The organism is Chryseobacterium sp. 7 (assembly GCF_003663845.1).
Lineage (GTDB): Bacteria > Bacteroidota > Bacteroidia > Flavobacteriales > Weeksellaceae > Chryseobacterium.
Window position 1 is genome coordinate 414473 of record NZ_RCCA01000001.1, and the last position, 18975, is coordinate 433447.

18 protein-coding genes are annotated in these 18975 nt (G+C 36.7%); 11 read left to right on the forward strand and 7 right to left on the reverse strand.

What is annotated here, in order from left to right; translation table 11 throughout:
- Positions 1-114 precede the first annotated feature (114 nt).
- Together ftsH and rsfS are read right to left on the reverse strand one after the other, a co-directional pair.
- Complete coding sequence (gene ftsH / locus CLU97_RS01965; protein WP_121486458.1) at positions 115-2136, reverse strand: ATP-dependent zinc metalloprotease FtsH; 2022 nt, start codon at positions 2134-2136, stop codon at positions 115-117.
- A gap of 21 nt (positions 2137-2157) precedes the next feature.
- Complete coding sequence (gene rsfS, locus CLU97_RS01970; RefSeq protein ID WP_105700531.1) at positions 2158-2523, reverse strand: ribosome silencing factor; 366 nt, start codon at positions 2521-2523, stop codon at positions 2158-2160.
- 87 nt (positions 2524-2610) lie between these two features.
- On the opposite strand from rsfS, the gene CLU97_RS01975 reads away from it, so the two are divergent.
- Entirely contained in the window at positions 2611-3324 is a 714-nt protein-coding gene (locus tag CLU97_RS01975; RefSeq protein WP_121486459.1) for a biotin--[acetyl-CoA-carboxylase] ligase, read from the forward strand.
- On the opposite strand, the gene CLU97_RS01980 is transcribed toward CLU97_RS01975, so the two are convergent.
- The 4 genes from CLU97_RS01980 to CLU97_RS01995 all read right to left on the reverse strand — a co-directional run bounded on the left by CLU97_RS01980 (position 3318) and on the right by CLU97_RS01995 (position 6723).
- Positions 3318-4430, reverse strand: a complete 1113-nt coding sequence (locus CLU97_RS01980; protein ID WP_089692849.1) for an LptF/LptG family permease — start codon at positions 4428-4430, stop codon at positions 3318-3320. The two genes, CLU97_RS01975 and CLU97_RS01980, sit on opposite strands and share 7 nt — an antisense overlap.
- A gap of 6 nt (positions 4431-4436) precedes the next feature.
- On the reverse strand, positions 4437-5567 hold the full coding sequence (gene tgt, locus CLU97_RS01985; RefSeq protein ID WP_121486460.1) for a tRNA guanosine(34) transglycosylase Tgt: 1131 nt from the start codon (positions 5565-5567) through the stop codon (positions 4437-4439).
- Positions 5568-5632: 65 nt separating this feature from the next.
- Positions 5633-6001, reverse strand: a complete 369-nt coding sequence (locus CLU97_RS01990) for a DUF4296 domain-containing protein (protein ID WP_228437462.1) — start codon at positions 5999-6001, stop codon at positions 5633-5635.
- Positions 6002-6006: 5 nt separating this feature from the next.
- On the reverse strand, positions 6007-6723 hold the full coding sequence (locus CLU97_RS01995; protein ID WP_121486462.1) for a polyprenol monophosphomannose synthase: 717 nt from the start codon (positions 6721-6723) through the stop codon (positions 6007-6009).
- Between the two features lie 287 nt (positions 6724-7010).
- On the opposite strand from CLU97_RS01995, the gene CLU97_RS02000 reads away from it, so the two are divergent.
- From CLU97_RS02000 to CLU97_RS02020, 5 genes are all read left to right on the forward strand, one after another.
- Positions 7011-7778, forward strand: a complete 768-nt coding sequence (locus CLU97_RS02000) for an IS5 family transposase (protein WP_121486240.1) — start codon at positions 7011-7013, stop codon at positions 7776-7778.
- Positions 7779-7814: 36 nt separating this feature from the next.
- Positions 7815-8483 carry a DUF4271 domain-containing protein gene (locus CLU97_RS02005; RefSeq protein WP_121486463.1) on the forward strand — a complete coding sequence of 223 codons (669 nt, stop codon included), beginning with the start codon at positions 7815-7817 and terminating at the stop codon, positions 8481-8483.
- Between the two features lie 12 nt (positions 8484-8495).
- Positions 8496-9236 carry a uroporphyrinogen-III synthase gene (locus CLU97_RS02010; protein ID WP_105700653.1) on the forward strand — a complete coding sequence of 247 codons (741 nt, stop codon included), beginning with the start codon at positions 8496-8498 and terminating at the stop codon, positions 9234-9236.
- A gap of 172 nt (positions 9237-9408) precedes the next feature.
- Complete coding sequence (locus CLU97_RS02015) at positions 9409-11454, forward strand: S9 family peptidase (protein WP_121486464.1); 2046 nt, start codon at positions 9409-9411, stop codon at positions 11452-11454.
- Between the two features lie 4 nt (positions 11455-11458).
- Entirely contained in the window at positions 11459-11800 is a 342-nt protein-coding gene (locus tag CLU97_RS02020) for a hypothetical protein (protein WP_121489624.1), read from the forward strand.
- Positions 11801-11935: 135 nt separating this feature from the next.
- Here the strand turns inward: CLU97_RS02020 and CLU97_RS02025 are convergent, their stop codons facing one another.
- On the reverse strand, positions 11936-12421 hold the full coding sequence (locus CLU97_RS02025; RefSeq protein ID WP_121486465.1) for an SRPBCC domain-containing protein: 486 nt from the start codon (positions 12419-12421) through the stop codon (positions 11936-11938).
- Positions 12422-12623: 202 nt separating this feature from the next.
- On the opposite strand from CLU97_RS02025, the gene CLU97_RS02030 reads away from it, so the two are divergent.
- From CLU97_RS02030 to CLU97_RS02050, 5 genes are all read left to right on the forward strand, one after another.
- Positions 12624-14168: a sensor histidine kinase gene (locus tag CLU97_RS02030; RefSeq protein WP_121486466.1), complete on the forward strand. Its 1545-nt coding sequence runs from the start codon at positions 12624-12626 to the stop codon at positions 14166-14168.
- Between the two features lie 161 nt (positions 14169-14329).
- A complete protein-coding gene (locus tag CLU97_RS02035) occupies positions 14330-15016 on the forward strand; it encodes a response regulator transcription factor (RefSeq protein WP_002982671.1) in 687 nt (228 codons plus the stop codon).
- A 78-nt stretch (positions 15017-15094) separates the two neighbouring features.
- Positions 15095-15733: a hypothetical protein gene (locus CLU97_RS02040; protein ID WP_228437464.1), complete on the forward strand. Its 639-nt coding sequence runs from the start codon at positions 15095-15097 to the stop codon at positions 15731-15733.
- Positions 15734-15752: 19 nt separating this feature from the next.
- A complete protein-coding gene (locus tag CLU97_RS02045) occupies positions 15753-16115 on the forward strand; it encodes a hypothetical protein (RefSeq protein WP_183084499.1) in 363 nt (120 codons plus the stop codon).
- Between the two features lie 66 nt (positions 16116-16181).
- Complete coding sequence (locus CLU97_RS02050; RefSeq protein WP_121486468.1) at positions 16182-18887, forward strand: TonB-dependent receptor domain-containing protein; 2706 nt, start codon at positions 16182-16184, stop codon at positions 18885-18887.
- Positions 18888-18975 lie beyond the last annotated feature (88 nt).

Sequence of the window (18975 nt, forward strand, 5' to 3'; positions counted from 1 at the left end):
TTATACAAAAATAGAAAATAAATTACAATAGTGTCCAAAATATCTCCTTAAATATGAAAAAACCTGACAATTTTCGAGGTTGCCAGGTCTTTGTAATATTTATTTTTGAGAGTCTTAAAGCTGTGTCGGGCTTTCTGGAGCCTGTATTTCGCTTTCTTCTTCTTTTTCTTTGATGTGAGGTGTTTCCACTACTACCGGCTGATCTTTTTCAGGGATTGTATTGGTAACAGGCTTCTCTGTCAATTCAGGATCCCATGCTCTTTTTCCGAATATTTCTTCTAAGTCTTCACGGAAGATCACTTCTTTTTCTAACAGTTTACTTGCTAAAGCATCCAGCTTGTCTTTATTATCAGCAAGGATTCTTACTGCTCTCTCATATTGGTTTTCAATAATCAATTTGATCTCTGCATCAATTTTGGTAGCCGTTTCTTCAGAATATGGTTTCCCGAAATTGTATTCAGACTGGCCTGAACTGTCATAGTAAGAAATGTTACCAATGTTCGGGCTTAATCCGTAGATGGTCACCATTGCCTGAGCTCTCTTCGTTACTGTTTCCAGGTCAGAAAGTGCTCCTGTGGAAATATTATTGAAGATCACCTGCTCTGCAGCTCTACCTCCCAATGTTGCACACATTTCGTCCAACATCTGCTCTGTAGTGGTAAGCTGTCTTTCTTCAGGAAGATACCAAGCCGCTCCTAATGAACGTCCTCTCGGAACAATCGTCACTTTTAAAAGTGGAGATGCATGTTCTACCAACCATGAGATGGTAGCGTGACCTGCTTCATGGTAAGCCACTCTTCTTTTTTCAGAAGGTTTGATTGCTTTATTTTTCTTCTCAAGACCACCAATGATTCTGTCTACAGCATCAAGGAAATCCTGTTTTGTTACCGAAGTATGGTTATTTCTTGCTGCGATAAGCGCTGCTTCGTTACAAACGTTGGCAATATCCGCTCCACTGAATCCAGGAGTCTGTTTTGCAAGAAACTCTCTGTCTACATTATCATCAAGCTTGATCTTTTTCAGATGAACATCAAAGATCTGTCTTCTTTCGTGAAGTTCCGGAAGATCTACATAAATAGAACGGTCAAAACGTCCTGCTCTCATCAAAGCTTTATCAAGGATATCTGCTCTGTTGGTTGCTGCCATTACAATAACGTTGGTATCTGTTCCGAAACCATCCATTTCAGTAAGAAGCTGGTTCAATGTATTTTCTCTTTCGTCATTTCCGCCGGAGAAATTATTTTTTCCTCTTGCCCGTCCAATGGCATCAATCTCATCAATAAAGATAATTGCCGGAGATTTTGCTTTTGCCTGAGCAAAAAGGTCTCTTACTCTGGAAGCTCCTACCCCAACAAACATTTCAACGAAATCTGACCCTGAAAGTGAGAAAAACGGAACTTTAGCTTCCCCAGCAACAGCTTTTGCCAATAAGGTCTTACCTGTTCCCGGAGGCCCTACTAAAAGAACTCCTTTAGGAATTTTACCTCCTAATTTTGTATATTTTTCAGAGTTTTTCAAGAAATCTACTACCTCCTGAACTTCTTCTTTAGCACCTTCCAATCCTGCAACATCTTTAAATGTTACCTGAATTCTTTCTTTTTCGTCGAAAAGCTTCGCTTTAGATTTTCCGATAGAGAAGATCTGTCCGCCAGGACCTCCGCCACCGCCCATCTTTCTGAAAAGAAGGAAGTAGAATAATCCAAGAATGGAAATCCAAACCAACGCAGGAACTAAGATGTCCATTAGTGCGCTTTTGCCTGTTCCGTAATCTTTTGTTGTTTTAATAACCGGATTGCTGGCTTTAACCTGTTCAAATTTCTGAAGGAAAAGTTGAAGGTCTCCGTATTTCACAGAATAATCTGCTTTAGGAGCCATATCCAGGACAGAAAGAGGGTTATTTTCTTTACCGGTTTTGGAAACCATTGCTGATTTCGCTTCTTTTGTTAGGAAAACATCAGCTTTCTCTATGTCTTTGTATATAATTATATTCTGGACTTTGCCCGCCTGCATTTCTCTAAAGAAACCATCTTCATCAATAGATTTTGCTGCATCACCTCCAAGGAAATTGGAGCCAAAGAAAAGCAAAAGAGCTATGATTGCAATTGGAAAGAACCAGTTGAATCCTTTATTATTCATTTAGACTTTTTAAATTTTTTATTATTCATTTTCAATTTTGGTAATGACTGCGTCACCCCAAAGCTCTTCTATATCGTAGTACTCACGTACCTGTTTTTGGAATATATGAACCACCACTGAAACATAATCTACCAATACCCACATTGCATTTTCAGTCCCTTCTACGTGCCAAGGTCTGTCTTGCAGTTCGTTTCTTACTTTCTTCTCTACACTTCCCGCCAATGCAGATACCTGTGTATTTGAGTTTCCACTACATATCACGAACGTTTCTGCTACGGAGTTTTCGATGTTGGAAAGGTCAAAGATCATAATGTCTTCTCCTTTTACATCCTGGATAGCTTCAACGATTTTATCTATTAACGCTTGTTTTTCTGCTGTTTTATTCATTAAAAAAATACTATAATCTGCAAATTTATTGTTTTTTCTTTACTTTACCCTTACTTTTACCCTCTTAATGTCTTAAAGTTTTCTTAAATGAGCCAACTCTTCTACCTGAAAGAATGTTCTTCTACTAATGACGAAATATCAAAGTTTTTACTTTACGGAGATTCAAATTTTATAGGACTTCATACTTTTAATCAAACAAAAGGACGTGGTCAGTATGGAAATGTCTGGACTCAGACTGCCGGAAAAAACCTGGCTTATACGCTGGCAGTGAATACTCAGAACATCCTGTGCTCCGACTTTATGTTCAATTATTATACCGCAACGCTGATCCGGGATTTCCTTGCCAAATTGTCTGACTCTGAGGTAAAAATCAAGTGGCCGAATGATATTATCCTTAAAGGTAAAAAAATCGTTGGGATTTTAATAGAAAAGAAAAAAATTAATCAAAATAATTATTTCATCATAGGAGCAGGCATCAACGTCCTTCAGGACAGTTTTGATGAGATATCGAATGCTGGATCACTTCTGACGCAGACAGGCATACAGTACAATCTGGAAGAACTCTCCTTGAATCTTCATGAATATCTGTCTGAAAAAATTAGAAATATTCCCTCCGACCAGGAAATTCTGGACGGTTTTAACAACCATCTTTTCAGAAAAGATCAGGTATCTGTCTTTGAAATTGAAAAAGAGCGACAAAATGGCATCATCCGATATGCAGACGAAAAGGGTGAACTGTGGATTGAACTGGAAGATGGAATGCACTCCTTTTATCACAAAGAAGTAAAATTACTTTACTGATTGGCTCTTTTAATATAAAGATAAAGGGTAAGCGGTAAAAATACCATATTAGGCAGCCACATGGCTACAGCCGGGGACAAACTTTTATTTTCTGAAACCACTTTTAGGGCTTCAAATGAAAACACGAAAATAAAGGCCAATGAAATACCTATTGCTAAGTTAACTCCCAATCCTCCCCTTTTCTTTTGTGATGACAGGGAAAGTGCCAGAAATGTAAGGATAATGATAGAAACAGGCATTGAGGTTCTTTGGTGAAGCTCATTCAGATAGGAATTCAGGTTACTGTTTCCTCTTGCTTTTTCTCTTTCAATGAATTTTAAAAGCTCCGGTGTGGTTTTATTCTGGCCCAAAAGCTCATTAGGGAAAAGTTCTTCCGGTGAGTGTCCGTAGTTTTTCCTTAATTCTATTCCGTTACCTAGTTTTTCGGTATTGTCTTTATTGATTGTTTTTTCAAGATAATTATTGAGAACGAACTGTTTTTTGGTCTTATCCCAATACACTTCACTTGCTTTCAGCTCGTAGGTCATTTTTCTGTCTTTATCATATTTCTGATAGACAAAACTGGATCCTCTTTTTTCTCTTTTATTCCAGGAATCAACGAAGATATATTCTGTTTTACTCAGCTGTGAAGAAGCCGGAGCTGTTCCTAAAATCTTTTCTTTATTGGCTGCATTATAAGTATATGCTTCCAGTTCATTTTTTTTGATATTGGCCCATGGAAGAACCATGTGATACACCACGAGGGCGATCAATCCAATAAAAATGGAGGTAAACAGATAAGGTTTGGAAAATCTGTGAAAACTGGCTCCACTACTGATAATAGCAACAATTTCAGTATTGTTTGCCATTCTGGAGGTAAAATAAATTACTGAAATAAATACCAGAATGGAAAGGAATGTTACCACAAGATTGATGATCCAGAAGGGATAAAAATGGATAAGGAAATACGTAAGATCCAGTTTTGGATCAATAGCCTTGGCGTTTTCTATCCTTGGAATTTTCTGCTGAACATCAATTACCAATACGACTATAGACAATAATACCAACATGAAACTGAAAGTTCCAAGGTATTTTTTAATGATATATCTGTCTACAATTTTAAGCATATTCTCTTACAGTCTTTGTCTAAGAACCGGTACTACAGCGTTTTTCCATTCGTAGAAATCTCCTGCAATAATATGTTCTCTGGCTACTTTTACTAAATCCAGGTAGAATGCCAGATTATGAATCGAAGCAATCTGTTTTGCCAGATATTCTTTAGATACAAACAGGTGGCGAAGATACGCTTTTGAATATTCACGATCTACAAAACTGGTCCCGAATTCATCCAAAGGCGAAAAATCGCGCTTCCATTTTTCATTTTTAAGGTTCATCACCCCCTGCCATGTGAAAAGCATTGCATTTCTTGCATTTCTGGTTGGCATTACGCAATCCATCATATCAATTCCCAGTCCGATAGATTCAAGTATATTCCATGGTGTTCCTACTCCCATCAGATATCTTGGTTTTTCTTTTGGAAGGATATCTGTCACTTCATCAGTGATTCTGTACATTTCTTCTTCCGGTTCTCCTACAGAAAGTCCTCCGATAGCATTTCCTTCTGCTCCTGCTTCTGAAATTACTTCAGCTGAAATTTTTCTAAGGTCGGAATAGGTAGATCCCTGAACAATTGGGAAGAGTCTTTGTTTGTATCCGTATAATTCAGGATTATCATTCGTCCAGTCAATACATCTTTTCAGCCAACGGTGCGTAAGCTCCATAGATGATTTTGCCTGGTTGTAGTCACAAGGATAAGGAGTACATTCATCAAAAGCCATGAAAATATCGGCTCCGATCTGTCTTTGAATCTCCATTGATCTTTCCGGAGAGAACATATGATAGCTTCCGTCGATGTGAGATTTGAATCTCGCCCCTTCTTCCGTCATTTTTCTGTTACTCGCCAGTGAAAATACCTGAAATCCTCCCGAATCTGTAAGAATAGGAAGATCCCAGTTCATGAATTTGTGTAAGCCACCTGCATCCTGCATTGTTTCCATGCCCGGACGAAGGTATAAGTGATAAGTATTCCCCAGAATAATCTGAGCTTTAATGTCTTCTTTTAATTCTCTCTGATGAACTGTTTTCACACTTGCTACAGTTCCCACAGGCATAAAAATAGGAGTTTGAATTTTCCCGTGATCTGTGGTAATTTCCCCTGCTCTTGCTTTTCCTTCAGAGGTTTTTTCTATATTAAAAAATTTCATCTCTATACTTTTTAATTCACCGTTTTTATCAGTGATTTCTCCAGAATTGAAACTCCGGCCCTTTTTTATCTTACCAAAGGTACTACAGCTCCGTTTTGTTTCAGTTTATCTTTTATATATTTATCTGCTTTGGGATCTTTCTTCACCAGTATTTCCTGTGCATCATTGGCGATCCCATCCATTTCTTCTTTGATGACGTAATATTTGAAGCTTTCTACAAAGTCTTCAGATTTTACTTTATGTGATTTCAGAACAGCTCTTGTACCGGCTTCCATATTTTTGTCCGGATATACAAAGATTGCCTGATCATTGATTGCAAGGTCTGCAATGATTTCTGCCATCACATCTTTATCGATCAGATTTTTAGGCTTATCAATATAATCGCTGCACGACAACAGGCTCAGCAAAACGAAAATAAAGATTAACTTTTTCATCAGTTTCATAATTTGTTGATGATTGATTTCCATTTTAAGTTCAGTACTCCAAAAACGGCTTCATGAATAATTCCACCGTTCATTTTGCTTTCTCCTAAAATCCTGTTGGTAAATATAATAGGAACTTCTACAATTCTGAAACTTTTTTTGAATGCTCTGAATTTCATTTCTATCTGAAACCCGTATCCTTTCAGTTTTACATTATCCAGTCCTATTTCTTCCAATACTTTTCTTGAAAAGCAGACAAATCCTGCTGTAGTATCATGAATAGGAAGTCCTAATACAAATCTCACGTATTTAGATGCAAAATAAGAAAGCAATACTCTTCCCATAGGCCAGTTGACCACATTTACTCCTTTTGAATAACGGGATCCGATGGCCATATCTGCATTTTGGCATGCTTCAAAAAGCTTTGGCAGATCATTAGGGTTGTGTGAAAAATCGGCATCCATTTCAAAAATATAATCGTATTTATTTTCGATGGCCCATTTAAACCCATGAATATATGCCTTTCCCAATCCGTCTTTTGTATGTCTTATTGACAGGTGCAGATAATGCGGATGTTTTTTTTGCAGTTCTTTTACAATACCTGCTGTTCCGTCCGGAGAGGTATCATCCACTACCAGGATATGAAAATCGTCCTCCAATGCAAAAACCGCGGAAATAATATTTTCAATATTTTCCTTTTCGTTATAAGTTGGGATAATGACGAGTTTTTTCATTTCAGTTTGCAAAGATAGTTTATTTAACCTTTTTATTTTATACAAAATAATCTATAATTTTGCAAAAATATTTCTCAGGGATTGAGCGGATGAAACAGAAACTTTTATACAAAAGGTCTGAACATTACGCAAAATCGGTGAGAGCAAATATTTTAACTTTAAATTTACGAATCAGGTGACAGGAAAATCTGTGCCGGGATATGTTATCTGAAGTTAAGAGCCTGTTTAAATTTTCGTAGAAAATTTTGTTAAGAGGCTTTCAGAGGTTGGATATTTGAAAAAAAAAAATGAAATACCCAACCGATTTAACTGAAAACCAGTGGCAATATATAAAGAAAACGATGAACCTAAAAGAGAGAAAGAGAAAATATCCTCTTCTTTTGATTTGGAACTCCTTAATGTATTTGATAAAAACAGGTTGCCAGTGGCGTATGCTTCCTAAAGATTTCCCCAAATGGCAATTGGTTTATTACTATTATATCCGTTGGACGGAGTTGGGATATTTTGACTTAATTCTAGAAAAGCTACGAATGAAAGTTCGTATAAAAAAGGGTCAGCGAGCAGAAGCCTCCTTAGGAATAATGGATAGCCAAAGTGTACGCTGGGGCAATAATAGAGGTCTTCATGGCGTAGATGGAAATAAGAAAATAAAAGGAATAAAACGCCATGTGCTAGTAGATAAGAATGGATTTTTAATCGCAGTGATGGTTTGTGTAGCCAATATTCATGATAGTAAGGCTGGATTGCTTTTGCTTAGATTACTCAGGGAAGAGCTGATGAATTTCAAGTGTATTCTTGCTGATGCAGGCTATAGAGGAGATTTTCTAGATAAAGCTCATAGCCTTTATTCATACCTGGTAAAAGTGGTAAGTCGGGATAAAGAAAAACAAGCTAAAAAAGAGTTTAAACCCGTAAGTAAACGATGGGTAATAGAAAGAACTTTTGCTTGGTTTGATAATGACAGAAGGCTTTGTAGGAACTATGAACTACTGCATGAGTCTTCCGAAAATATGACCAAATTATCCGCTATAAAATTATTACTCAATAAAATTTAAACAGGCTCTAAATAATAAATAATAAAAACTTAAATTTTGCCATCATCACAACACTTCATCAATCATGTAAGAATACCTGAGAATAATGACTGGGTAATCTTCATCCTCGTGGGCTGTATATTTTTGTATGTTTTTATGATGAACGTCATAGAAAGGGATGCCAGTCTCAAGGATTTTCTGCTTCAAAAGTATTTTGATGCGAGCAATAACCTTCCCAGCTGGATTATCACATCCTGCGTGACTACTCTTACCTTATCTGTTTTGATTTCTCAGTACATTCCTATTGTACCTAAATATATTGCCGATCTCCAGCTTTTTGGATATCAGCTTAATAAATTCGGGTATACCTTGCTGGCGGTACTGTTTTTTTACTTAATAAAATCTACATTCGGATTTTTATTTTATCAAAGTATAGGGGATGGAAAAAAATGGACAATATTCTATTTTACTTCCACAAAGTTCTATTTCATTCTTTCCTTTTTGCTAATAATTCTTTGTGTAGCCCACTATTACTTCCCTATTGACAGAAATAGAATGTTCTTATATTATATCTGCTTCTTTTCTTTTGTCTTCATTTTCAAAGTTTTTTTCTATTTATTTCACAAGAACAAGATTCTTCCCGAGAAATGGTATTATAAATTTTTGTATATTTGCACCCTCCAAATCGCACCATTATTATTGCTTTGGAAGTTGTTATTTTTTTAATAAATGTCAATGATGAGAATAAAGTCTATATTGGTTTCTCAACCAGCGCCTAGTGAGTCTTCTCCATATCTGGATATAGCGAAGAAGGAAAAAATAAAGATTGATTTCCGTCCATTTATCCACGTCGAAGGGGTTGACAATAAAGAGCTCAGAACACAGAAAATAGATCTGACGCAGTATACCGGTATTATTTTTACCAGTAAAAATGCGATTGACCATTACTTCAGACTTGCGGAAGAACTTCGTTTTGCCGTACCGGATACAATGAGATATATCTGCCAGTCGGAAGCAATTGCCAACTACCTTCAAAAGCATATCGTGTACAGAAAAAGAAAAATCAGCTTTGGGGAGAAAAACTTCTCAGATCTGCTTCCTCTTTTCAAAAAATTCCCAACTGAGAAATATCTGTTGCCATCTTCAGATGTTCTAAGTCCGGATATTGTGAAAACCATGGATGCATCTAATGTAGACTGGACAAGAGCAATCATGTACCGTACCGTATGCAGTGATCTTACAGATATCACTATTAAGGATTACGATATGCTAATCTTCTTCAGCCCGCAAGGAATCAAGTCGTTACAACAAAATTTCCCAGACTTCAAGCAGGATGAAACAAAGATCGGGGTTTTCGGAAACACCACTTTGGCAGCTGCGGAAGAAGCAGGATTAAAAGTAGATTTAATGGCTCCTACGAAGGAAACTCCTTCCATGACAATGGCTCTTGAAAAGTATATTAAAGCACTTCATAAATAGTCTTTAATTATAAAAATACTATCAACCATCTTTTCAATAAAGGAAAGATGGTTTTTTTTTACCTAAATTTGAACAAAAATTAATATTGAACAGAATTCTGCTTAAATTACTTTACTTTCAGAAGAAAAAGTATAAAGACCTATTCTATTCAATAAAAAAATAAAATACCCGGATGAAAGCTCCACAGGCAAAAAAAATAGAAAAAATACTAGAAACCCACGGCGATACAAGAACCGATAATTATTTTTGGCTGAATGAAAGGGAAAACCCTGAAGTCATCAAATATATTGAGGAAGAAAATGCCTACGAAGAATTCATCATGAAAGATACGGAAACCCTTCAGGAAGAGCTTTTCGAAGAGATGAAAGCCCGTTATAAGAAGGATGATGAATCTCTGCCTTATTTCTTCAATGAATACTGGTATATTGTACGGTATGAAGAAGGCAAGGAATATCCTATTTTCTGCAGAAAGCACAAAAGCCTTGACAATGAAGAGGAAATTGTACTGGACGTTAATATCCATGCAGAAAGCAAAGAGTTTTTCGAGGTAGGAAGTGTAGCCGTAAGCCCAGGTAATGAACTGGCTTCTTTTTCTTCCGATGATGTAGGAAGAAGAATTTACACACTTAATTTTAAAAATCTGAAAACCGGAGAAATCCTACCGGACACCATCCCCAATACAACAGGAAAAGCTGTTTGGGCCAATGATAACCAGCATGTTTTTTATATCAGAAAAGATAAAAGCCTGCGTGCATTCCAGGTGTACAGACATAAGTTGGGAACAGATTCCGCAGAGGACATTCTGATCTTCCACGAAGAGGATGAAACTTTCGATGTGAATGTATTTAAAACAAAATCTTTACAATATATTTTCATTGCCAGCTCAAGTACTATTTCTGACGAGCATCGTTTTATTCCTTCTGACAATGTATTTGCAGAATGGACTATTATTCAGCCAAGAATAGATGATCTTGAATATTCTGTAGAACATTACGAAGATGAATTTTACATCATTACCAATGCTGATGATGCCATCAATTTCAAAATTGTAAAAGCAAAGATTGACAATTGTGGTATGGAAAACTGGGTAGATGTAATCCCACACCGTGCCGAAGTTTTGCTGGAAGGTTTTGAAATTTTCAAAGATTACCTGGTACTTGAGGAAAGAGAAAGAGGATTGCTTCAGATCAAAATTATTGATGAAAAGACACAGGAATCTTATTATTTACCTTTCTCAGATCCTACTTATACAGCTTATATAGGAATCAATCTTGAATTTGACACCGAGATTCTGCGTTACGGATACACTTCTCTTACACAGCCTAGTTCTACGTATGAGTATAATATGAAAGAAAAAACCACAAAGCTTCTGAAGCAACAGGAAGTACTGGGTGGAAAATTTTTCCCTGAAAATTATATTTCAGAAAGAATCTGGGCAGACTCCAGAGATGGAGAAGCTAAAGTTCCTATTTCATTAGTATATCATAAAGACACCAAAAAATCAGCTGATACACCACTTCTTCTGTATGGATACGGAAGTTATGGACATACTGTTGATGCCAGCTTTTCAAATGTAAGATTATCTTTACTGGACAGAGGTTTCATCTATGCCATTGCCCATATCCGCGGTGGAGAATATTTAGGAAGAGAATGGTATGAGGACGGAAAAATGTTATTCAAGAAAAATACATTCTTCGATTTTATTGATGCAGGAAAACACTTAATCAAAGAAAACTATACTTCATCAAAGCATATGTATGCGATGGGTGGAAGTGCAGGAGGTTTGTTGGTAGGTGCTGTAGTGAATTATGAACCGCAGTTATTCAACGGAATTGTGGCACAGGTACCATTCGTAGATGTTGTAACCACAATGTTAGACGATACTATTCCATTGACTACCGGAGAATATGACGAATGGGGAAATCCAAATGATGAGGAATACTATCATTATATGAAGGATTACTCTCCTTATGATAATGTGGAAGCCAAAGATTATCCGCATATGCTGATCACTACAGGATTTCATGATTCTCAGGTACAATACTGGGAACCTGCAAAATGGACCGCAAAACTGAGAGAATTAAAAACAGACGATAATATTTTAGTTTTCAAAACAGATATGAGTTCCGGGCACGGAGGAGCAAGCGGAAGATTTGAATCCCTGAAAGAAGACGCGCTGGAGTATGCGTTCTTGTTGAAAATAAATGGCAATTCATAAAATTATGATTAACGAATCCGAATATTGGAAAAAAATAGAACAGTTCTTCGAAGATAATTTTCAGACTGAGAAGAATCCGCCCATTGAAACCCTTTTATTTCTGATAGGGCTTCAGGAGCTGGGAAGCGGCCAGCAAAAATATACAAAAGAAGACAAAGTAAACCTGATTCACATTGCAGTCTGCAGATTACTTGAACCTTTTGGATATTATAAATTTACACACTATGAAGATGGATGGCCACAGTTTGAAAACCTGGAAGAACTTCCGGAGCTAAAGCCTAATGAGCAGACTTTACTTATGAAGAAGGCAATCATTCAGTATTTTCAGGAAGAGGAGCTTTTATAAGTGCAGGAAGCCTGAAGAATGAAACGGGATGTTAATCGCTAATGAGGCAATATTCAATATAGAATAAATAATCCGGATCTTTCCAAGGAAAGATCCGGATTATTTTTATTGATCATTTATTTTATAATTTCATATTTACCCAATTATTTTCTCCAGTTGGTTAAGTCCCATTGTAAAGCCGCCTTCGAATCCCATTTCCATAATTTTCTTCATCATTTCCTGAGAGTGATAATGAATATTAATAGTCAGCTTGGTACCTTCTTCTACTCCCGTAAAACCAATCAGCCATTTTGATCTCGGAAAATCTTCGTTGATATTTCCTTCTTCATCAGAAAAAGCACTCAGCCAGTCCAGACTTCTGTGTTCCATAATTTCTCCATATTCAAACTTCGAATATCCTTTTTCACCATTTGGGCCAACCATTGCATAGAACCAAAACCCTCCTTCTTCGAAATCCTGACTTACCGTTTCACATTTCCAGGGCTTGGGTGCCCACCACAGATCCAATAATTCGGACTGGGCAAAATAATTCCACACTGTAGAAACGTCAGCTTTATAAATCTTCATTACATAAGTACTGGCTGCGTCAAAATCTTTGTTAAAAATGAAGTTCGATTCCATAAATAATTATTTTTAATAAAGTTAGCACTTTATTTCATTCAAAGGGAGTTTTCATACGACAAGGAGAGGATAATTCATAAATAATTGTTAAAAAACACTCTTTTAAGAGAAAAAAAACAATTTTTTGGCTCGTTTTTTGTTTATGTAGTCTTAAAACAATTAATTTTAACATTCATTTTTCCAAAACATATATAATTAAATAATGAATAACAAATTCATCCCAATAATTTCAGTGTTTATGACGATCTCACTGATTGTCTTTGTGACGCTCCAATTTTATTGGTTGAAAGGCTATTATGGCGTACTGGAACAGGATTTTTCAAATAAAGTATATGCAGTTTTGGAAAGTACTTCAAAAAGTATTGAAGAGATTGAAGCAGACAAATACCTGAATCAGGATTATAAAGATTTCAGAAAAAATATTCTTGCCAACAGCAAACAGCCGTCCTTAACAACGATTCAGCAGGTAGCAGACTCTGGTACTCAGAGACAGATTATTTATTCCAAAAACATTATTGAAAACACGCAGCTTCCAATTTCTCAAAAAGGAGATTCTATTAAGCTGACCACTTTGTATACAGATGAGGCTGCTTATAAAATAAAAAGAGATACCACCAATCGTGAACTTCTTACAACGGACATCAATCAGGAGATTGAAACAGGAGACTACTCCATGAAAGAGTTTGTAAAAGTATATGGAAACAATCTTCCTATCACCAAAAGAGTGGATCCGAAAACGCTTGATTCCGTTATTGCCAAAGAACTTAAAATAAGAGGGATTACAGCCAAGTTCGGATATGGAGTTCTGGACAGCAATAATAAGCTTACAAGCATTGCCAATAAGGCTTACAAAGAGAAGAAGGACAGCAATACGTACAGCTTTCCTCTTTTTGCAGATAAGAAAAATACATTGTACAGCCTTGCCCTGGTTTTCCCTAAAAAAGAATATTCTCTGGCCATGAATAACTGGCCGATGCTGTTAGGAACATTCCTTTCTCTCCTTACCATTCTTGGGATTTACATTATTTCCATCAATTATATGATGAGGCAGAAGAAACTTGCTGAAGTAAAAACAGACTTCATCAACAACATGTCCCACGAGTTTAAAACACCACTGGCAACCATTTCTGTAGCAACGGATTCATTAGCAAACGATAAAATTGCAACCAATCCGGATAAGGTAAAATATTATTCGGAACTGATTAAGCAGGAGAACTTAAGGATGAAAAAGCAGGTAGAAAATGTGCTTAATATGTCTAAGCTTGAAAGGAATGAAGTGGAATTATTCTTAAGGGAAACTAATGTAAGAGAACTGATTAAGAGAACAACAGAATCTTTCAATCTTATTGTACAGCAGAGAAACGGAACACTTACACAGAAGTTCAATGCTACCCATTATAATTTTAAAATAGATGAATTCCACATCTCAAACATGCTGGTCAACTTACTGGATAATGCCAATAAATATTCTCCTGAAGCACCGGAAATACATGTGGAAACAAAAAATGAAGGAAACTGGTATGTGATTGAAATTTCCGACAAGGGAATGGGAATGGACACCCAGAATAAAACTAAAATTTTCGAAAAGTTCTTCAGAGAAGAAACAGGAAATATTCACAATGTAAAAGGACAGGGCTTAGGTCTTTCCTATGTAAAAAAAATTGTAGAACTGCACAAAGGACAGATTATTGTGGACTCTCATAAAGGAAAAGGAAGTACGTTCACAATAAAATTGCCAATGGGATAGAATATCAATGATAGATGATAAGCGATAAATGATAAAACTTCTCCTTCACATCAATTATCAATGATCATTCATCAATTATAAAAAATTTAACCAAATATCAAAATATAGAAGATAGAGTGAGGAAGTTCATTCTTAATGTTAATTATTAATTATTAAAAGTTATGAGCAACAGAATATTATTAGTAGAGGACGATCAGAGTTTCGGGGCGGTGCTTAAAGATTATTTGACGATCAATAATTTTGAAGTAACTCTTGCCACTGACGGGGAGCAGGGATTAAAAGAATTTACAGAAAATGAATTCGACATCTGCATATTTGACGTAATGATGCCTAAAAAAGACGGGTTTTCATTAGCAGAAGACGTAAAAAAGATTGATAAAAATACACCTATCATTTTCCTTACCGCAAGAAATATGAGAGAAGATATCTTAAAAGGGTATCAGCTGGGTGCGGATGATTATATTACAAAACCTTTTGATACTGAGCTTCTTTTATACAAAATAAAAGCAATTCTTCAGAGAAGTTCTACGTTGGAGAACGAAGAGCAGGAGCAGTTCAAAATCAGCAATATTTTCTTCGACTCTATGTTGAGACAACTGAAAGTAGGTGATAAAGAATACAAACTTTCTCCTAAAGAGAATGAATTATTAAAACTTCTTTGCATCCACAGAAATGATTTTATGCCGAGAGATCTTGCTTTAAGAAAGATCTGGAAGAAAGAAAATTACTTTACCGCAAGAAGTATGGACGTTTATATTGCAAAGCTTCGTAAATTATTAAAAGATGACGAAGGATTGGAAATTATCAACGTTCACGGAGAAGGATTTAGACTTTTGGTAAAAAATTAATTCAAAAATCAAATTATAAGTATAAAATTAGCAAAACAATTGAAAATGTTTTGCTAATTTTGTTTCATACCCATGGATATGAAGAATACATTTATAGGTTTGATCGCCGTATCACTACTAGCTGCATCTTGCAAAAAAGATGAAAGAGCAACTTATTTAAAAGAAGAAGCTAATGCTGGACAACCCAACGTAGCCCTTAATACCACCTCAAAAACAGCCCTGATGGATCAGGCAGGCATTCAGTCCAGCCCTAATCCCGCTCCTATGGCCACAGCTCCGGGAATGAACCCTCCACATGGACAGCCCGGACACCGATGCGATATACCGGTAGGACAACCTTTGAATAGCCAACCTGCAGCAGCTACTCCTGGTGCACAAAATGTAAATGTGAACGGAAACAATACCATCCAGATTGACCCGAATGCTGTATCACCAGGAAAAATCACACTGGATAACAACGGAAAACAGGTAAAAACAGCTCCGGGGATGAATCCTCCACACGGACAGCCAGGACACCGATGCGATATTCAGGTAGGACAGCCATTAAACAGCAAACCTGTTCCGGCAGCGCAGCCTGCACAAAATGTAGTACAGCCCACTCCAGCACCCGCACCCGCCGCACAGAATCTTGCCATGGGTGAAAAACCTAAGCTGAATCCGGCACACGGAGAACCTTGGCACAGCTGCTCTCTGAAAGTTGGTGATCCTTTGCCATAAATTTTGTATTTTTGCAGATATGAAGCTGTTTCACCTACTTGCAATAGTATTTTGCCTGGGAGTCTTTCTGATTCCCAAGGACAATCTCTATGTGCAGGGAATGAAGGAAACATGCTGTAAAGCAGAGTCGTCCAAAAAAATGGACTGCTGCAAAAATCATTCTTCAAAAAAAGAGAGCAACCATGATACAACAAAATCATGTAATGATGACTGCTGCTCGTCATGTGTTGCCTGCTATACTTTTATTGAAACCCCTTTCTCAAAAAATCTACGTTTGGAACTGTCTTATTACAAAGCGAATAAGAATCTTCAGTTTCAATATTCAGATCCTTATCTTTCAGACCGTTTAAAGGAAATCTGGCAGCCGCCTAAGATAGGTTAATTAAAATATCAAGGGTTCATTATGTCCTATAGTGAACTGTTTTAATTAATTTAAACTTTAAACAAAATGAAATTATATATTTCCAGGTTGATACTTGGTGCATTATTCCTATTTACACAATTTATATCTGCTCAAGCCCTTTCAAAAAATCAGTTCAAGGTAAAAGGGAACTGCGAAATGTGCAAAACAAGAATTGAGAGTGCCGCAAAAAAAGCAGGTGCAAAAACGGCAATTTATTCCATTGATCTTCAAACCTTAACCTTTGAAACAGACAAAGCATCCGCTGATGATATTCTGAAAAAAGTAGCAGAAGCAGGACATGATAATGAGAAATTTAAGGCGTCTGACACAACCTATGAAGGTCTTCCGGGATGTTGTCATTACGATAGAGATGCACAACTTTCTAATGCAGAAACACATCATGAACACCATGCTGATGCTAATGTTTCCGCTAAAAAAGAAAATGAATTTTATGTAAGAGGAAACTGTGCTTCTTGTAAAGCCAGAATTGAAAAAGCATCCAAAGATGCCGGAGCCAATTCTGCAGAATGGAATGCGGAGAAACAAACGATTACTTTAAATTTTGATCCTTCAAAAACCTCATCAGATAAGATTTTAAAAGCCATTGCTGATGCTGGTCATGATAATGAAAAATACAAGGCTTCTGATGCCGTTTACAACGGACTTCCGGGATGCTGCCTGTATGACAGAGACTTTACTTTTGGTGAACCCAATCCAAAAGTACATTATGAAGAAGGAACAAAGCATGAAGATCATAAAGAAGGTGAAACTTCATCAGCTAAAGAGGACCATTCTCAGCATGAAAAAAACATTGACGGAGTTGTGGTAACAGGTTCAAAGGCAGCAACCTCTTTAAGTAAAAAAGAAGCCGGACTTGTTTTTAATATTGATAAAAAAGAGCTGTTAAAGGCGGCTTGCTGTAATCTTTCTGAGAGTTTCGAAACCAATGCAACGGTAGATGTTTCTTTCAGTAATGCCGTTACGGGAACAAAGCAGCTGAAAATGCTTGGCCTGGATCAGAAATATACCAGTTTAACGAAAGAACAACTGCCTGAAATCAGAGGACTAGCTTCTGCTTACGGATTAAATTTTATTCCGGGAAGATGGATTGAAAGCATTCAGCTTACCAAAGGGGGAAGTACTGTAACTAATGGTTATGAAAGTATCACAGGACAGATCAATACTGAACTTCTGAAAAATGCCAAGACTCCTGAAACATCGTTAAACCTTTTTTCTGACTTCAATGGAAGAGCAGAAATCAATATTACCAATGTTTCTCTCATCAACGATAAATGGTCTCAGACTTTCCTTCTTCACGGAAACGGAACTTTCGGAAATACGGATATGAATGGCGACGGTTTTCTTGACAGACCGAAAGGAACTCAGATCAACGCAGCCTATTTATTGAATTATAACGACCTTGAAAAGTCAGGATTCGGGTCTCACTTTGGGATTAATTTTATCAGAGATGAAAGAACTGCAGGACAGATTGGTTTTGATAAAAAAATTTCTCAGGATAAGCAGTCTCCATACGGTGTAGGAATTGATATTTCAAGATTTCAGGTTTGGAATAAGACGGGCTATGTTTTTAAAGGAAAACCTTATCAGAGTATCGGCTGGATGAACCAGTATGTGTATCATCAGCAGGACAGTTTCTTTGGATTGAGAAATTATGCAGGGCAACAGCATACGTATTATTCAAACTTAATCTTCGAAAGCATCATTGGAAATACCAACCACAAGTATAAGGCTGGTGCAAGTTTCTTATATGACGGATACAAAGAAACGTATCTGACAGATGATATGAGAAGAAATGAAATTGTACCGGGGATTTTTGCTGAATATACTTTAACTGGCTTAAAATATACTTTAGTTGCTGGTTCCAGGGTAGATTTTCATAATCTGGCAGGAACACAGTTTACACCGAGACTTAATTTCAAGTATGATTTCACGCCTCAGACTATTTTAAGACTTTCTGCAGGAAGAGGATTCAGAACAGCGAATGTATTTGCGGAAAGCCAGCAGTATTTTGCTTCGAACAGAGCCATCAATATTTTACCCAACGGAGGAAATATTTATGGTTTAAGACCTGAAATTGCATGGAATTATGGGGTGAGTTTACAACAGGAATTTAAGTTATTCAGAAGAAAATCGAGCATTGTTGCGGACTTCTTCAGAACAGATTTCCAGGATCAGGTATTGGTAGATTTGGATAAATCACCTCAACAGCTTACATTCTATAATCTGGATGGAAAATCTTTTGCGAATTCATTTCAGACTCAATGGGATTTTATGCCTGTCAAAAATCTTGAAGTAAGACTTGCTTATAAGTACTACGATGTGCAAGCGGATTATATAGGAGGAAGAAGAGAAGTTCCTTTTATGGCGAAGCATAGAGGATTTGTGAATCTGGCTTATTCAACCAATAAAACAGATAAAGGAGGATTCTGGAGTTTTGATACTACTTTAAACTGGGTTGGAAAGCAAAGGCTTCCTGATACTTCAAGCAATCCTGCAGAGTTTCAGTTACCAGCTTATTCAGAATCGTATGCCGTACTTAATGCTCAAATCTCAAGAAATTTCAATAAAAAGATCAGAGCTTATGTAGGAGGTGAAAACCTTACTTCTTACTATCAGAAAAATGCGATTGTTGATTTTAAAAATCCTTTCGGAAATTATTTTGATGGTGGAATGGTATACGCTCCGATTATGAAGGCTAATTTCTATGTGGGACTGGATGTGACGTTTTAAAGGCTGGGAGCTGGAAGAATGAAGCAGGGAGTACTGTTAGACAGGTGTTCTTATCTGGTATAAACCATTGATATATTTGCTCCAGAAA

Bases quoted from the DNA above. Each gene is read 5' to 3' on its own strand.
- ftsH (WP_121486458.1), bottom strand. From the start codon at position 2,136: ATGAATAATAAAGGATTCAACTGGTTCTTTCCAATTGCAATCATAGCT.
- rsfS (WP_105700531.1), bottom strand. From the start codon at position 2,523: ATGAATAAAACAGCAGAAAAACAAGCGTTAATAGATAAAATCGTTGAA.
- CLU97_RS01975 (WP_121486459.1), top strand. From the start codon at position 2,611: ATGAGCCAACTCTTCTACCTGAAAGAATGTTCTTCTACTAATGACGAA.
- CLU97_RS01980 (WP_089692849.1), bottom strand. From the start codon at position 4,430: ATGCTTAAAATTGTAGACAGATATATCATTAAAAAATACCTTGGAACT.
- tgt (WP_121486460.1), bottom strand. From the start codon at position 5,567: ATGAAATTTTTTAATATAGAAAAAACCTCTGAAGGAAAAGCAAGAGCA.
- CLU97_RS01990 (WP_228437462.1), bottom strand. From the start codon at position 6,001: ATGAAAAAGTTAATCTTTATTTTCGTTTTGCTGAGCCTGTTGTCGTGC.
- CLU97_RS01995 (WP_121486462.1), bottom strand. From the start codon at position 6,723: ATGAAAAAACTCGTCATTATCCCAACTTATAACGAAAAGGAAAATATT.
- CLU97_RS02000 (WP_121486240.1), top strand. From the start codon at position 7,011: ATGAAATACCCAACCGATTTAACTGAAAACCAGTGGCAATATATAAAG.
- CLU97_RS02010 (WP_105700653.1), top strand. From the start codon at position 8,496: ATGAGAATAAAGTCTATATTGGTTTCTCAACCAGCGCCTAGTGAGTCT.
- CLU97_RS02015 (WP_121486464.1), top strand. From the start codon at position 9,409: ATGAAAGCTCCACAGGCAAAAAAAATAGAAAAAATACTAGAAACCCAC.
- CLU97_RS02020 (WP_121489624.1), top strand. From the start codon at position 11,459: ATGATTAACGAATCCGAATATTGGAAAAAAATAGAACAGTTCTTCGAA.
- CLU97_RS02025 (WP_121486465.1), bottom strand. From the start codon at position 12,421: ATGGAATCGAACTTCATTTTTAACAAAGATTTTGACGCAGCCAGTACT.
- CLU97_RS02030 (WP_121486466.1), top strand. From the start codon at position 12,624: ATGAATAACAAATTCATCCCAATAATTTCAGTGTTTATGACGATCTCA.
- CLU97_RS02035 (WP_002982671.1), top strand. From the start codon at position 14,330: ATGAGCAACAGAATATTATTAGTAGAGGACGATCAGAGTTTCGGGGCG.
- CLU97_RS02040 (WP_228437464.1), top strand. From the start codon at position 15,095: ATGAAGAATACATTTATAGGTTTGATCGCCGTATCACTACTAGCTGCA.
- CLU97_RS02045 (WP_183084499.1), top strand. From the start codon at position 15,753: ATGAAGCTGTTTCACCTACTTGCAATAGTATTTTGCCTGGGAGTCTTT.
- CLU97_RS02050 (WP_121486468.1), top strand. From the start codon at position 16,182: ATGAAATTATATATTTCCAGGTTGATACTTGGTGCATTATTCCTATTT.